Here is a 15,821-nt window from a genome sequence, read left to right as displayed (position 1 = left end):
GCAACGACGACGGTCGGATCGGCGAGGCTCACCCGCGCGTCGGAAACAGGCGTTGTCGCGCCGCCGGGCGACAGCTCCCGCGCCGCATTCGGCACCGTCCGGTCATCGTCCATGGGGGCAGAAATAGACGGCGAAGGCGGCGCCGCTGCTGTCATTGCCGGGGCTGGGGCCGGGGCAGGCCGCGCGTCCGACGGTCCCTTTCCCACCCAATAGCGACGATCCGCAAAAGGATAGGTCGGCAACGGCACGCGGCGTCGCGGCGCGGCAAAGAGGGCTTTCGGATCGAGCGGCGCGCCGGCAAGGAAGGCCCGACCAAGCGCCTTGAGATCGGCATTCCTCTGGTCGCCATCGGTGGGCCTCACTGTCGTCGGTCGGGGCGCTTCGGCATCGCCAGCGGATGACGCCTCGCGCGCCATACCCGTCTCGACGCCGCCCTCGGGATCGCCCCTGAGCCAGGCCCGCAGCCGCGCGGCCGCGTCGGCAAGGCTCTCCGCCACCAGCGCCAGTCGATGCTCGAAGGCACGGCGGCCCGCGATCAGCGTGAAGGCGACATCCTCCGGCGCGGTCTCCGGATGCGCTTCCAGATGGTCCGCCAGACGTTCGGCCTGCGCTTGCAACTGCTCGGGCGTCCGCGCCGACAACACAAAAAGCTGCTCCCGCGCCGGCTCACGCACCGGGGCCTGTTCCGGCGCCTCCTCCACGACCACGTGGGCGTTGGTGCCGCTGAAGCCGAAGGAGCTGATCGCCGCCCGGCGTTTTTTCTGCCCCCCCTTCGGCCAAGCCACCGGCTCCCCGTTTACCCGTAACGGGCTCGTCGAAAAATCGATCGCCGGATTGCCGCCGCCGAAATGCAGGCTCGGCGGGATCGTCCCATGCTGAAGGCTCCACAACACCTTCAGGAGCCCGGCGATACCGGCCGCCGTCGTCGCGTGGCCGATATTCGACTTCACCGAACCGAGGAGGATTTTTCGCTCCACGCCGGCAAAGGCGCGGACGAGCGCGGCGTGCTCGATGGGATCGCCGAGCACCGTTCCCGTGCCGTGCGCCTCGACCATGTCGATCCCGGCCGGATCGATGCCGAACGCCTCATAGGTCTCTCGGATCAGCCGCTCCTGGGAGGCCGCGCTCGGCGCCGTGATGCCGTTGGTGGTGCCGTCCTGGTTGGTGCCGGTGGCGGCGATCAGGCCGAGCACCGTATCGCCGTCTGCGCGCGCGTCGGCGAGCGGGCGCAGCAGCACGGCGCCGACCGCCTCGCCCGGCACGATGCCGTCCGCTCCGGCGCCGAAGGCGGCGCAGCGCCCGGAGGGCGAGAGCATGTTGGCGGCATTGGCGTAGCGGAAGAAGCGCGGCGAGGACTGGACGAAGACGCCGCCGGCGAGCGCCATCTCGCACTCGCCGGCTAAGATGCTGCGGCAGGCAAGGTGCAGCGCGACCAGCGACGACGAACAGGCGGTGTCGACGGCGATTGCCGGACCTTTCAGGTCGAGCCAGTAAGAAATCCGCGCCGGGATCAGCGAGGCGGTATTACCCCAGAAGGCCTGGCCGGGCGGCTGGTCCGCGAACAGTTCCTGGTAGTCGCCGTGGCTGGCGCCGACGAAGACACCGCAGCGCCGTCCGACCATGTCGGCCCCGGCATGGCCCGCGTTTTCCAGCGTCTTCCAGGCCTCTTCCAGGAACAGCCGTTGCTGCGGGTCCATGTAAGTCGCTTCCAGGCCCGATATACCGAAGAACACCGGATCGAAGCGGTCGACATCCTCAAGGAAGCTGCCGTGGCGGCCGTAGGTTCCGGGCGCCGCATCGCGGTAGAATTGATCGAGGTCGAAACGGGTGACGGGCCCGACGAGGTCGTCGCCGCCAAGGAGGTGCTGCCAGAGGGCGTCGACGGTCTCCGATTTGGCAAAGCGGCCGCTGGCGCCGACGATGGCGATGGGCTCGCGGGCAGGACGCCCGGCGGGGGCGGTGCGGATGCCGGGTGTCGCCAAGGCCGGCGCGCTGTCATGCGGAGGCGGCGCTAGGGCGTCAGGCGCGTCGGCGAGGCGTGGCGCGACGTCCGGATGGCTCTCGGCGAGATGGCCTTCGAGGCGGGCAACGGTCGAGACATCGAAGAGGGTTGTCTGGTCGAGCGGGATGCCAAGGGTCTTTCTCAGCCGATGGACGAACTCCGCGCCGAGGATGGAATCGAGCCCGTAGTCGGCAAAGCTCTTGTCCGCCTCGATGCGCTCCGGCGCGACGTTGAGGGTTTCGGCAAGCGCGGCAAGCAGGCTCTGGCGGAGCGTCCCGGCAGGCTTGGCGTGTTCGGGCAGCGAAGGCCGTGCAACGGCGTCCGATACGGTCGGAGTGGACGCCCTGTCGCGCACCTTGCTGCCGGTCGGCGCGCCGGTCGCCCGCGCCACGACGATCTGCTGGCCGAGGGCGCGCTCCGGATCCGACGACCCGGCGACAAAGGCAAAGCCGGTGTCCGCCAGCGCGCCGCGCCAGGTCTCAAGCGTCAGAGACGGCGTTCCGGGGATACGGACCTCGCGGTCGGCGAACCGCCACCAGCCGTCGAGCAGGCCGAAGGTCACGTGGGTGAAGAGCGTCGGCCGGCTGGTCTCGTTGAGAAGCAGCGCTCCCCCCGGCGCCAGCAGCGCCCGCACATGGGAGAGCGTGCGGCGGATATCCGCCGTTGCGTGGAGGACGTTGGCGGCGATGACGAGGTCGTAGCCGCTGCCGACACCTTGCTCGACCGGCGGCCGCTCGACGTCGAACAGCGCCGTCCTGAGGCCGGGGATGCGGCCCGCATAGTCCCGTTCGGCGTGGATCAGGAACGCTTTCGAGACGTCCGTGTAGCAATATTCGGCAATGCGCTCCGCATAGGGGGCGAGCAGGTCGAAGACCGGCTCGGACGTGCCGCCCGTGCCAGCGCCGATCTCCAGAATGCGGAGTTCCCGGCCAGCGCTTTCCGCAACTATCCCCGCTGCCGCCTCGGCCAGCGTCCGGTTGAAGCGGGCGGCGACGGCGTTTTCCTTGTAGACGGCCTCGACGAGGGTCCGGCGCCCCTCCGGGAAGAGGGCATCGGTGGCGCGAATGCGCCCGGTGAGGATCTCCGGCAGGGTTTTGAGTGCGGCATCGGCCAGCGCCCACTGGGCGGGGGACATCTCGCGCAGGGCCTGCCAGGCCGTCCAGGCTTCTGCGGGATCGCCCTCGGCCGCGTCAGAAAGAAGGTTTTCCGCCGCCACCCGCCACGGCCGGTATTTTTCGACGACCGCGTCCAGCGGCACATTCCGAAGCACCGCTTTGAGGACGCCGGCGATCGCCGCATCGAACGCGTCCATCGCACCAAGGAGCAGGGCGTCACCGGACGGCGCCTCGACCGCCTGGCGGACGGCCGCTTCGTCGTTCCGCTCGCGCGGGCGTTCGCCCGTCACTGCGGCACGGCGGACCTCCTCCGGGATCCAGTATTTCGTCCGCTCGAAGGGATAGGTGGGCAGGGAGACGATCCGGGCGCGATCTTCGGCGCGCAGCGCCGGCCATTCGATCTCCACGCCTTCCACCCAGAGCCGCAGGAGGGTTTCGGCGCGGCCGGTCGCCCAGGCCCGGGCGATGACTTCGGCCAGAACCTCGTCGGCCGAAAGCGCCGCAAAGCCGTTGTTCGGTCCGCCCGCATTGCCGGCAAAGACGCCGGTCGGGGCACTCCGGTCCGCCAGCCAACCGCCGAGCTTTTCCTGCAGATCGTCAAGGCTCGCCGCGATGATGCCGAGGCGGGCGTCCATCGGCTCGCGGCCGACCTGCAGCGTGTAAGCGATGTCGGCGAGGGCGGGACCGGCATTCTCCGTCGGTGTGGCCGTTGCCGCGATCAGGTCGGCAAGCCCGGAGAGCGATCCGGCAGCAGCAAGATCGGCGGCGGCGAGATCGGTCCCGTAATCCGCGTTCGCCCGGCGGACGAGCGCATGCGCATCGGATGGTTCAAGGCCGAGACCGTCGAAGCTCTCGCTCGGGTCGATATCCGGCTTCTCGACGCCGAGCAGACCGGCGAGCCTGCCGGAGAGCGCTTCGGCGACCGCGTCCCTGTCGGGGGCGTCGCCGCGATCGCTTTTGTTTTCCAGGAAAGCGAGCAGGCGTTCGGCAGCGGCCGTCAATCGCTCCTCGGTGCTGGCCGAGAGAATGATCGCCTGCGGCCCGGGCGCCCCCATCACCTGCTCCTGCGGCCCTTCTTCGACGATCAGATGGGCGTTGGCGCCGCCCGCGCCGAAGGAGGAAATACCGGCCCGGCGCGGGCCGTCCGACGGCCAGGGCGCCGCCGCGCGCTGCAGGGCGAAGGGCGAGGCGTCGAGATCGAGGTTCGGGTTGAGCGTTTCGGCGTGAAGGCTCGGCGCGAAGGTCCGGTGCCGCATCTGCAGGACGACTTTGGTCAGTCCGGCGATGCCGGCCGCCGCTTCCAGATGGCCGATCTGGGATTTGACCGAGCCGAGGGCGCAGGCGCCCGGTGCGGCCGTGTCGGCGGCAAAGGCTTCGCTCAAGCCGTCGATCTCGATCGGGTCGCCGAGGTCGGTGCCCGTGCCGTGGGCCTCGATATAGGAGATGTCGCGGGCCGAGAGCCCGGCCTTTGCCAGCGCCGCCCGCACCACGTCGCGCTGGGCGAGCGGGTTCGGCACGGTGAAGCCGTTGGTGCGGCCGCCATGGTTGACCGCCGTGCCGCGGATCACGGCATGGATGCGGTCGCCATCCTTGAGGGCTGCCGACAGCGGCTTCAGCACCACGCAGCCGACGCCCTCGCCCGGCACGAAGCCGTCGGCGCCCGCCCCGAAGCTGCGGCAGCGCCCGGTCGGGCTCAGCATGTGCGAGGCGCTGAGGTCGGTATAGGTGGCGGGGTGGAGATAGAGGTTGACGCCGCCGGCGATCGCCATGGCACAGGCGCCGGCTTCAAGGTGTTGAACCGCCTCGTGGATCGCCGTCAGCGACGAGGAACACATGGTGTCGACCGGCATGCTCGGGCCGCAAAGGTCGAGCACGAAGGAGACCCGGTTGGCCATCGCCGCAAATGAGGTCGAGGGGCGGACCAATGCGCCGCCCTCGGCCCGAAACGGGCCGTGCAGCGCGTAGCCGGTCTTGGTGGCGCCGGCAAAGACGCCGACCCGCCCGCCGGTGACGGCCTTCAGACGCGCCGGGCTGTAGCCGGCGTCCTCCACGGCCTGCCAGGCAGCCGTCAGGAACAGCCGCTCCTGCGGGTCGATGGCGGCGGCATCGCGCGGCGACATGCGGAAGAAGAGCGGGTCGAAATCGGCGAATCCCTCCAGGAAGGCGCCCCATTTCGAGGTGCTCCTGCCGCTCGCCGCCGCCTCGTCCGGGTCCGGCTCGAAGAAGCCGTCCAGCGGCCAGCGCTCTTCCGGGATTTCGGTGACGGCGTCCCGGCCGGCGACGAGGTTTTCCCAGAAGGCGTCCGGATCGGCGGCACCCGGATAGGCGCCGCTGAGGCCGATGATGGCGATGGGATCGTTCCGGACGGGCGAGGAGATAGTCGTAGATGCGGTCCGCGCAGGGGCCGTCCCGGGCAATGGCGCCACCGCGTCCTCGACGCCGGTCCAGGCGCGGCAGGCGGCGGGCTGGGCCGCGACCAGATGGTCGGCGACGGCGGCGAGTGTGCGGTGGCGGAAGAAGAGGGTTTTCGGCAGTGCCTCGAAGCGGCCGGCCAGCTCGTTGTTGAGCCGGGTAATCATCAGCGAGTCGATGCCGTAGTCTTCCAGCGGCGCGGCCGGATCGATCACCGCCCCGGCAAGCCCGCTGATGTCGGCGAAGAGGGCGCGCAGCCTTTCCCGTGTGCGGTTCGCGAGGTCGGGGGGCGACAGGTCGGAGTCGACCGGCGGCACCGCTCGCAAAGCCTCGGGCGGCGCAAAGAAGCGGCGGATGCGGGCCGCATCGCCAGCAACGACCGCGACCTGGGCGGCCGATGCGGCGCGGGCGCGGGCGAGCGCCTTCAGGCCGGCTTCGGTTGCCAGCGGCCGCTGGCCCATGCGGCGGAAGAGGGCATCCTTCGTTGCCGCATCGACACGCATGCCGCCGTCGTGCCAGAGCGGCCAGTCGATGGCGGTGACTCCTGTCTTGCCCGCCCCACGCGCGGCGAGCGCATCGAGGAACCCGTTGGCCGCCGCATAGTCCGCCTGGCCGGCATTGCCGAAGGGGCCCGCGAGGGAGGAAAAGAAGACGACCTCTTCGACGCCGCGGCCGGAGCACGCCTCCATCAGGGCGAGGCTCCCGGCAACCTTCGGGGCCAGCACGGCACGCAGGTCGTCCTCGGTCTTGGTCGCAAGGAACCCATCGCGCAAGGCCCCGGCACAATGGATCACGCAGGTGAGCCTGCCGTGGACCTCGACGATATGGTCGGCGAGCGCCTTCACAGCCCGTGGATCGGCGACGTCCACCCGGCGATAGGCGGCGACCGCGCCCAGCCCCCGCAGCTCCTCCAGGAAGGCCGCGCGGTCGTCGAGCGGGCCCGACCCGGCAAGCACCAGCACGGCGCCCTTGGCGCTTTCCGCGATATCCCGCGCCACCAGCCGGCCGAGCCCGCCCATGCCGCCGGTGACGAGATAGACGCCGCCGTCCTGCCAGCGCTGCGCGGGGTGCGGCTCGAAAAGCTCGCGCCAGCGCCGAACCTCACGGCGGCCGCCCCGATAGCGGCTGTGGGTGCCGGCGGGGGCGCGGGCCTCGTCCTGCAACCACCGTGCGAGTGTTGTCGGATCGGCCTCTTTCGGCACCTCGATCACCTGGGACGTGAAGCGCGGCTCCTCCTCGCTGACGGTCCGCAGCATGCCGGCGATGCCGGCATAGAGAATTTCGTCGGTCGGGACGGCGAGCTGGATGAGGACGTCGCCACCGCCCGCATCCGCCATCTCTTTCTTGAGCAAGCGGAGCAGCCGGGAGGCCGCGTCGGCGTAGCGTTCCGCCATGCTTCGGCCCGCCGGGGTGAGATCGACGATCTCCACACTCGTATCAGCAACCGCAATCCCGCAGGCAACGACAATGCGCCTGCCAGAACGGGCGTCGCCGATTGCCTGTTCCGGCACCCAGTCGGCGGAAAAGAGCAGCGTTTCGCTTGTCGCGTCCGCCTCCTTTTCAAACGGGATCCAGAAACGGGTGTCGGCGAAATCGTGCGACGGCAGCGGTCGGCGGCTCGCCTGCGCGCTCCCCCCATAGCTTTCCAGCACCACATGGGCGTTGGTGCCGCCGAAGCCGAAGCTGCTGATGCCGGCGCGGCGCGGTTCGCCTACCCAAGGCTCTCGCGCGGTCACCAGCCGGAACGGGCTGCCGGCAAGGTCGATATGCGGGTTCGGCACCTCGCAGCCGATGGTCGGCGGCAGTTCGCCCCTCGCCATCGCCATCACCACCTTGACGACGCCGGCAAGGCTGGCGGCGGCTTCCAGATGGCCGATATTCGGCTTGACCGCGCCAAGGCCAATGTCCGCGGCGCGATCCCCGAGCAGCTCTTCGTAGGCCCGCTTCAGGCCGTTTGTCTCGACCGGATCGCCGAGCTCCGTGCCCGTGCCGTGAACCTCGATGTAGGAGATGGATGCCGGGTCGATGCCGGCCATCGCCTCGACGATCAGCCGGGCCTGTGCCTTTGCGTTCGGTGCCGTCAGCGCGCCGGCCCGGCCGCCATGGTTCTCCGCGCCGCCGGCGACGACGGCAAGAATGCGGTCGCCGTCGCGCTCGGCGTCCGCGAGCCGCTTCAGGACGAGGACGGCGACGCCCTCGCCGCGCGCATAGCCGTCGGCATCGGCGGCAAAGGTGTGGCAGCGGCCGCTCGGCGAGAGCATGCCGGCCCGGTGCGGACCCTCGAAGCCGTCGAGCGACAGGCAGAGATTGGCGCCGCCGACGAGCGCGGCCTCGCACCTGCCGGCAAGGAGCGCGTCGCGGGCGCGAAGGAGGGCGACCAGCGACGAGGAACAGGCCGTGTCGATGGCCTCGCTCGGGCCGGACAGGTCGAACCGGTGCGAGATGCGGTTGGCGGCCATCGCCAGCGAATTGCCGGTGGCGAGATAGCCGTCGGAACCGCCCCCTTCGGCGCGCCAGAGCTCGGCATAGTCGAGCGAGGTGATGCCGACGAAGACGCCCGTCGCGCGCGGTAGCTCGTCGGGGGTGTAGCCGGCGTCTTCCAGCGCCCGCCAGGCGGTCTCGAGCAGCAGGCGCTGCTGCGGGTCCATGCGTTCCGCCTCGGCCGGCGAGACCCGGAAGAAGGCAGCATCGAACCGGTCGATGTCCGACAGGAAGCCGCCGCGCTTGGTGAAACCGGCCGCACCGAGGCGCGCCCGGTAGGCCGGCGAATAGCGCTCGAGCGGCAGATCGGAGATGAGGTCGCAGCCGGCAAGGAGATTGTCGAAGAAGGTCCCGACGTCGGGGCTCTCGGGGAAGCGCCCGGCCATGCCGACGATGGCGATTCTTCTGTCGCTTTCCGGGACCGGCGGGGTGGTGCGCCGGTCGATGCCGGCGGGTTCGGCGGGGATGACCGGCGCCGAGACGGTGTCGGACGCCGTCTTGGCCGGGACTGCCTTTGCGGGCTTCTGCTGCGCCGTCACGCCGTGCCGCGAGGCGAGGTGGTCGGCAAGCGCTTCGATGTGCTCGCATTCGAAAAAGATCGCCGGCGAAAGCTGGATGCCCCAGGCAGCCGAGATATCGCCGGCATAGCGGGTCAGCGAGATGGAATCGAAGCCGAGGTCGTGGAACGGCTCGCGCAGAGAGATGTCGAGGACCGCGAATTTCAGGATGTCTGCCGCCATCCGGCGAAGGTCGTCGCGGAACGCGCTTGCGGGAGCTGCGGCCTCGGTCGCGGGCGGTGCGGGCTCCGGTGCGGCGGCGCTTTCCTTGGTGGAGGATGCATCCGCCGAGGCGCCGCTCAATGCCGCGACGACCGCTCCGTCCTGGGCGAGGAACAGGATGTCGTGGCTGCCACTGCCGTCCGCACGGCAGAGAACGTCGGTGACCTCGCCATCGGCCAGCGTCACGCCGTCGATCGCGAGCGCCGCGGCCCCGCTCTCCCCCGGCAGCGCCAGCAGCAGGGCCTGCCAGGCCGCGCCGAGGGCGAGCGCCGGCAGGCGGACATTTTTCTTGAAAGGATCCTGCTGCGGCGGGTCGGGACGCAGGCGGCAGAGCACGCTCCCGTCGGCAAGGCGCCACGCCGTCTCGATGCTTTCCAGATAGGGGCCGAAGGCAAGGCCCTGGGCCTTCAACCCACCATAGAGGGTTCTGGCGTCCAGCTCCTGCAATGCGGCGGCGCGCACGGCCGCAAGGTCCACGGAACCGGCCGGCACCGGGCTGTCGGCGGACAGCAGGGCGCGCGCCCATGTCGTCCGGTCGCCGGCGTTGCCGACTGCATCGATTGTGAGCGCCGGTCCTTCATACGCTTTACGGTCAATCCGGATATCGCATGATGCGATTTCCGTCCAGTTCTCCACCGAGCGTATCTGTATCTCGCGGAGCGCCGGCCGCTCCGAGAGGCCGGCAATCGACGCCGCCGCCGCGAGTGCATCGACGGCGGCGAGCGGCAGGACCGTGTCCCGCCCGGCCTCAGCGACGACGTAGTCGCGGAGTTCTGCGAGGTGGATGGGCGTCTCGTAGCGCAGACCCGCCGCATCGGAGCGATTGACGCCGACGAAGGGGTGCAGCTTCGAACGCGCGCCCAACGGGCGGACCACGGAGGGAGCATCCGGCTCCTCCCGGTACCAGCAGCGCACCTTCTCGAACGGATAGGCCGGCAGGGAGACGCGGCGCACCGCCCGGCCCCGATTGACGAGATCCCAGTCGATCACCGCGCCCCGGCACCAGGCGGCGGCGATGCGGTCCAGCCGGCGCGCCGCGCAATCGGCATCCACAGCCCCGCGGTCGGCCGGCGGATCGCAATCTAGGATCGACGGCTGATAGACCGTCTTCTCGCCCGCTTCACCCGCCGAAAGGAACCGCTCGATGGCGGCACGGGCTTCGTCCCGGCTTCCGGCGACAATCGCCAGCCGCGCGGAAAGCTCGTTCTTTCCCACCTGCAGCGTGAAGGCGATGTCGGCGAGGCGCTCGTCCGGATGGGCGCGAAGGTAGCCGCGCAAACGCTCCAGAACCGCCGCCAGCCGCTCCGGAGTGAGCGCGGAAAAGACCAGCAGCTCCGGCCCTTCCGGCTCCGGCAAAGCCGAAAGCGCGGGCGCCTCTTCGATGACGATGTGGGAGTTCATGCCGCCGGCGCCGATGGAGGTGACGCCCGCGCGGCGCGGCAGCTCGGCGCCGGCCGCATCCCGCAGCCGCTCCCACGCGGCCAGCTCCCGCTGGACGTAGAACGGCGAGGTTGCGAACGGGATGTCCGGGTTCAGCGTCTCGGCGTGGAGCGAGGGGGCGAGTTGGCCATGCTTCAACTGCGCCAGCACCTTGGCGATGCCGGCAAGGCCCGAGGCGCCGAGGAGGTGCGCAACGTTGCTCTTCACCGTGCCGATGGGGACCGTCTGGATGGTGTCCGTCGCCTTGCGGAACACGGTCGTCAGGGCCTTGACCTCGATCGGATCGCCGAGGGCGGTGCCGGAGCCGTGGCCCTCCACATAGCCGATGGTTTCCGCCCCGATGCCGGCGTCGTCGAGGGCGGCCTCGATGGCGACGGCCTGCTGGTTCGGGTTCGGCACGGTGAAGCCGTTGCGCACGCCGGCATTGGAGATCCCCGAGCCTATGATGACGCCGTGGATGCGGTCGCCGTCGCGTTTCGCCTCGACCAGCGGCTTCAGGACGAGCGCGCCGACGCCCTCGCCGAGGATGGTGCCGTCGGCGCCAAGGCCATAGCCGCGGATGACGTCGGCGGACTTGCTGGTGAAATGCTCCTGGGAGGTGGCGATCAGCTTTTGCGGGTGGAGCAGCAGGCTGACGCCGCCGGCGAGCGCCATTTTGCAGCGCCCTGCGCGCAGCATGTGGACGGCCTCGTGGACGCAGGTCGAGGCGGCCGAGCACATGGTATCGAGGAAATAGGACGGGCCTGTCAGCCCATAGAAATAGGAGACCATGTTCGGCACGGTGCCGGTGTAGCTGCCGCTGGCAAGCGACCCGCGCACCAGCATGTTCTGGAAGCCGTAGAGGTCGTATTCGTTGGTCATGGAGCCGACGATGACGGCGACGTTGCCGCCATAGCGCCGTGCCATGGTCTCGCGGGAATAGCCGGCATCCTCGAAGGCCTCGACGCTCGCCTCCAGGAACAGCCGGACCTCCGGCGACATCAGCTCGGCCTCAGCCTGCGAAATCCGGAAATACCGCGGATCGAACTTATCGATATCGGCAAGAAAGGCGCCGGTCTTGACTACCGTCTTGCCGGGGACGTCGCGCTCCGGGTGGTAGATCGCGGCGTGATCCCAGCGGTCGGCGGGGACAGGCGTGAAGCCATGGATGCCTTCCGACAGCATTGTCCAGAAGGCATCCTGGTCGGCGGCATTGGCAACGCGGAGCGACAGGCCGACGATGGCGATGTCGTGACGGTCGTCGGCGGTGTCGGGCGTTCGGTGCGAGCGGCCCGGCTGCCGTATGGGTGGCGGCGATGAGATACGGTCGTCGTTGGCGGCGAGCGGGAGTGTGGCAGTCGGCCGGGGTGGTTCGGGCGGAGACGGCGTATCCGCCGCGGGTCCCTTTTCGTCTGCCAAGAGGGATTTGAGGACCTCCGCCTTCTCAGCCACCAGGTGGCCGGCAACGCCGGCAAGGTCGACGAACTCGAAGAAGAGCGTCTTCGACAGCGGCCCGAGCGCTTCTTCCAGCCGCGTGGTGGTCTCCACGATGGCGATGGAGTCGAGGCCGTATTCCTCCAGCTTGCGGTCGGGGCGGATGCGCGCGGCATCGAATTCCAGAACCTCGGCGAGGATGTCGCGGACCCAAGAGACGGCGAAATCGGTCAGGGCGGCATTGCCGACGGCGGGCGCGGCCGTTTCGGCAACGGTTTTTCCAACCGGCGCCGGTGGCGCTGGGTCCGGCTCGCGGCCATAGGCGAAAAGCATCTCGCCGATGCGGGCCATGTCGCCGTGGAGCACGGTGGTGCGGGGCGCGGCCTCGCTCGCAAGAAGGGTTTGAAGCGCGGAAAGGCCGGCTCCTGTCGGCAGCGGTGTGAGGCCGAGGCGCTTTTCCATGGCGGCGAGGGTCGCGGCATCGACCGACATGCCGCCCTCGGTCCAGAGCGGCCAGGCGACCGAGACCGTTTTGCCGGGAGCCGCCGGGTCGCCAGCGCGGGCCTCGGCAAAGGCGTCCATGAAGGCGTTCGCCGCCGCGTAGCCGGCCTGGCCCGGATTGCCGAAGACGGCGGCAACAGAAGAGCAGAGGACGAGAAAGTCGAGGGGGGCATCGCGGGTCGCCCGGTCGAGGTTGAGTGTCCCCGCAACCTTGGGGCCAAAGGCGGCGACGGCCCGGTTGGCCTCCTGGGTGAGGACATAACCGTCGTCGAGGACGCCGGCGGCGTGGATGACCCCTTTCAGGGGACCGAGATCGGCGATGCGGCGGACGAGACCGTCGACCTCGTCGCGGGAGGCAATATCGCAGGGCGCATGGAGGATTTCGGCACCCCTGGCACGAAGGGCATCGAGCGTCTCCTCGCCCTCCTTGCCCGGCGTTTGCCGCCGGCCGCTGAGAACCAGCTTTTTTGCGCCCCTGTCGACCAGCCAGCCAGCGAAGATCGTTCCAAGGCCGCCGAAGCCGCCGGTTATCCAGTAGACGCCGTTCGGATCGGCGCAAAATGGATTATCCGATATTGCGATAGTTCGCGCATCGGGTTTCCAGGCACTCCGCGTCCCGTCGACATCGTGGGATATCTCGGTAAGGGCATCCGCAGCGCGGGCCTCGACCATGGCCGTAACGGATAGCCGGTCGGGCGAGACGGGGCCGGCGAGCGACACGACGCGGCCGCTGACCTTGGGGTTTTCGGTCGCCGCCGTCCGCAGCAGCGCGGCGAGCGGCGCGGTGGCCGTGGCTGGAACCCCGTCCGTCGCGAGGACGAGGAAAGACACCGGCTCGGCAGGCCGGGCGCGCAAGGTCTCCGCGAGGATGCCGTGGACGGCACGGAAGAGGATTTCGGCCGCGTCCGCCGGATCGCGTCCCTCGACCGATGGAAGGGATTCGACCGGCCAGCGCGTTCGCTTCGCCAGGGCCTCCGCCGTCGTTGCCTCGGAGCCGGCCAGCAGGATCCGGGTTTCCCCGTCCGCGTCGTCGCGGAAGGTGAGCGGCGCCTCGCGCCAGGCGCCGTCGGCGAGGATGACGGGCACGGTGTGGAGCTCCGTCTCGGCCGTTTCGGCCGGCGCCAGCACGCGCAGGGCCAGGTTGCGGATCGCGACGCGCTTTCCTCCGTCCTTGTCGAGGAGGTCGATGTCGAGATGGCGGATGGACGCCGGGCCGGGGCGCAGCCGCAGATGTGCCCACATGACCGGGGCACAGGCCCCGAAGACCTCGACTTTTTCGCAGGAAAACGGCACGCCGGCACCGGGCGGCGGCGCATCGCCGAGGGCGACCCAGGCCTGGATCGCGGCATCCAGCAGCACCGGGTGGAGCGGCATCGTTTCCAGCGAGGGCAGGAGACGGCGCGGCAGCTTCAGTTGCGCCAGAACCTCGTCGCCAGCGCGATACACCTGCGACAGCGCCCGGAACGCCGGTCCGTGGTCTACGCCGCTCGCATTAAGCCGCTCGTAGCAAGTGGCGGGATCGACGCGCTGGATGAGGCGCGAGCGCAGCGCGCCGAGGTCTTCTCCCTCCGGAGCAGCGGTGTCGACGGGCCCCAAAGTGCCTTGCACGTTGGCAGCCCCATTCCCGCTGTGAAGCGCAAAGCCGATGGCGCCATCCTTCTTCGCCAAGCGGGTTTCGACGCGGACCGTCCTTTGCCCTTCCTCTAGGGCGATCGGCCGGCTCCAGACCACATTCTCGATCACATAGGCGGCCCGCTCGAGCCCACCGGCAAGGCTCGCGGCGGCGCGGGCCATTTCCAGCCCGGCAACGCCCGGCAGCAGCTTTGTGCCGTTCACATGGTGGTCGGCGAGGACGAACTCGTCGCCGGAAAGAACGGTCTCGAAGACGGGGCCGCCGAAGCCCGAGACGTTCCGGTGGAGGAGCGGATGGGGCGTCTCGCCCTGCGGTTTTTGACCTAGCGACAGGTCCATCCAATGGCGTTGCCTGTCGAACGGGGTGAGCGGGGCGTGGATGCGGCGCCCGCCGATTTCCGGCCAGTCGACGTCCTCTCCGCGAGCCCACCTTCGTGCGAGGTCGTGCAGGGGGCCGTTGCCGTCCGGCAGCATGGCATTTCCGTCCGCCAGATACGCCCGCAGCCTCCCCGCAAGGCCGTCGAGGGTCGAGGCGACGACGGCGATCCGTGCGTCCAGCGCTTCGCGGTGCTGGAAGGTGACCGCGAGGTCGGCAAGCGTGATGCGTTCGCCGTTCGCTTCGATGAATCGCAGAAGGCGTTCGGCGTAAACCTTCAGCCGCTCCTCGCTCACCGCCGACAGGGGCACGACGACGTCGGCCTCGGCTGCGCCCCCCTCCTCCGCCCCGCCCTGCGCCTGCGCCAGAAGCTCTTCCAGCAGCACATGGCCGTTGCTGCCGCCGAAGCCGAAGGAGCTGACACCCGCGCGGCGGGGCCGGTCGTCCCTTTGCTGCCAGTCGGTCGGCTCCTTCTGGATGCGAAACGGGGTGCCGGCGAGGTCGATCAGCCGGTTCATCTCCGAAAAACCGACATTGGCCGGGAGGTGGCCGTGCCTCAGCGCCGCCAGCACCTTGACGATGCCGGCAACGCCGGCGGCGCCTTCCAGGTGGCCGATATTGGTCTTCACCGAGCCGATGCCGCAGGTCTCCGGCTGGAAGGAAACGCCGGTCTCGGCCGCGCGCCGCGCAAACGCTTCCTTGAGACCCGAGACCTCGATCGGGTCGCCGAGCGGCGTTCCCGGCCCGTGCGCCTCGATGTAGTCGATGGCGTCCGGAAGAACGTCCGCCTCGCGGTGGACCCTTGCGATCAGTTCGGCCTGGGCCTCGGGGTTGGTGACGGTCAGGGAGTTGGTGCGGCCGCCATGGTTGACGCCGATGCCGGCAATGACGGCGTGGATGGGGTCGCCGTCCTGGAGCGCCCGGGACAGCGGCTTCAGCAAGAGCACGGCCCCGCCCTCGCCGCGGACATAGCCGTCGGCCGCATCATCAAAAGCCTTGGAGTGGCCGTCGCGGGCGAGCATGCCGGCCTTGGAAAAGGCGACGAAATGGTTCGGCGACCAAATCAGGTTGACGCCACCGGCGAGCGCCAGGTCGCATTCGCCGGCCTGGAGCGCGCGCACGGCCTCATAGAGCGAGGTCAGCGAGGCGGCGCAGGCGGTGTCGTTGGTGATGCTGGGCCCGCGGAAATCGAAGAAGTGGGAGACCCGGTTGGCGATGATGGAAAAGGCGATGCCGGTCGGAAGGTAGGCATCGATCTGGGCGAGGTGCTTTTCCAGAAGTTCCGCATAGTCCCAGTGGCAGCAGCCCATGAAGACGCCGGTAGGGGTTCCCGCAAGGGCGGAGGCGGCGTAGCCGGCGTCCTCGATGGCGTGCCAGGCCATTTCGAGCGCAAAGCGCTGCTGCGGGTCCATCCAGGCCGCCTCGCGCGGCGAAATGCCGAAGAAAGCGGCATCGAACGTGTCGGCGCCGTCGACGAAGCCGCCCCAGATGCTTGCGGTCTTGTTACCCTTTGATGGATCGCCCTTCAGCGCCGCCGCATCCCACCGCTCCGGCGGAACTTCGGTGATGAGTGAGCGGCCCGCGGCGAGATGCGCCCAGAATCCGTCGAGGTCGTCGGCGCCGGGAAGGCGCATGCCGAGACCGATGATGGCGACGGGGCGCTCGGCCAT

The 15,821-nt window shown here is 69.6% G+C and carries 1 protein-coding gene (running past one end of the window); it reads right to left on the bottom strand.

Translation table 11 applies throughout. The features are described 5' to 3' along the window. Positions 1-15,821, bottom strand: partial view of an SDR family NAD(P)-dependent oxidoreductase gene (locus CH339_RS01605; RefSeq protein ID WP_111432528.1) — the 5' portion only. Its footprint begins 4,738 nt before the window's first position; 15,821 of the gene's 20,559 nt are visible here — the first part of the coding sequence; its start codon is at positions 15,819-15,821; the stop codon falls past the left edge of the window.

It is taken from the genome of Rhodobium orientis (genome assembly GCF_003258835.1).
In the GTDB taxonomy this organism is placed as follows: domain Bacteria; phylum Pseudomonadota; class Alphaproteobacteria; order Rhizobiales; family Rhodobiaceae; genus Rhodobium; species Rhodobium orientis.
Note: the sequence above shows the minus strand (reverse complement) of the source record. Positions and strands in the feature narration are given on the sequence as shown.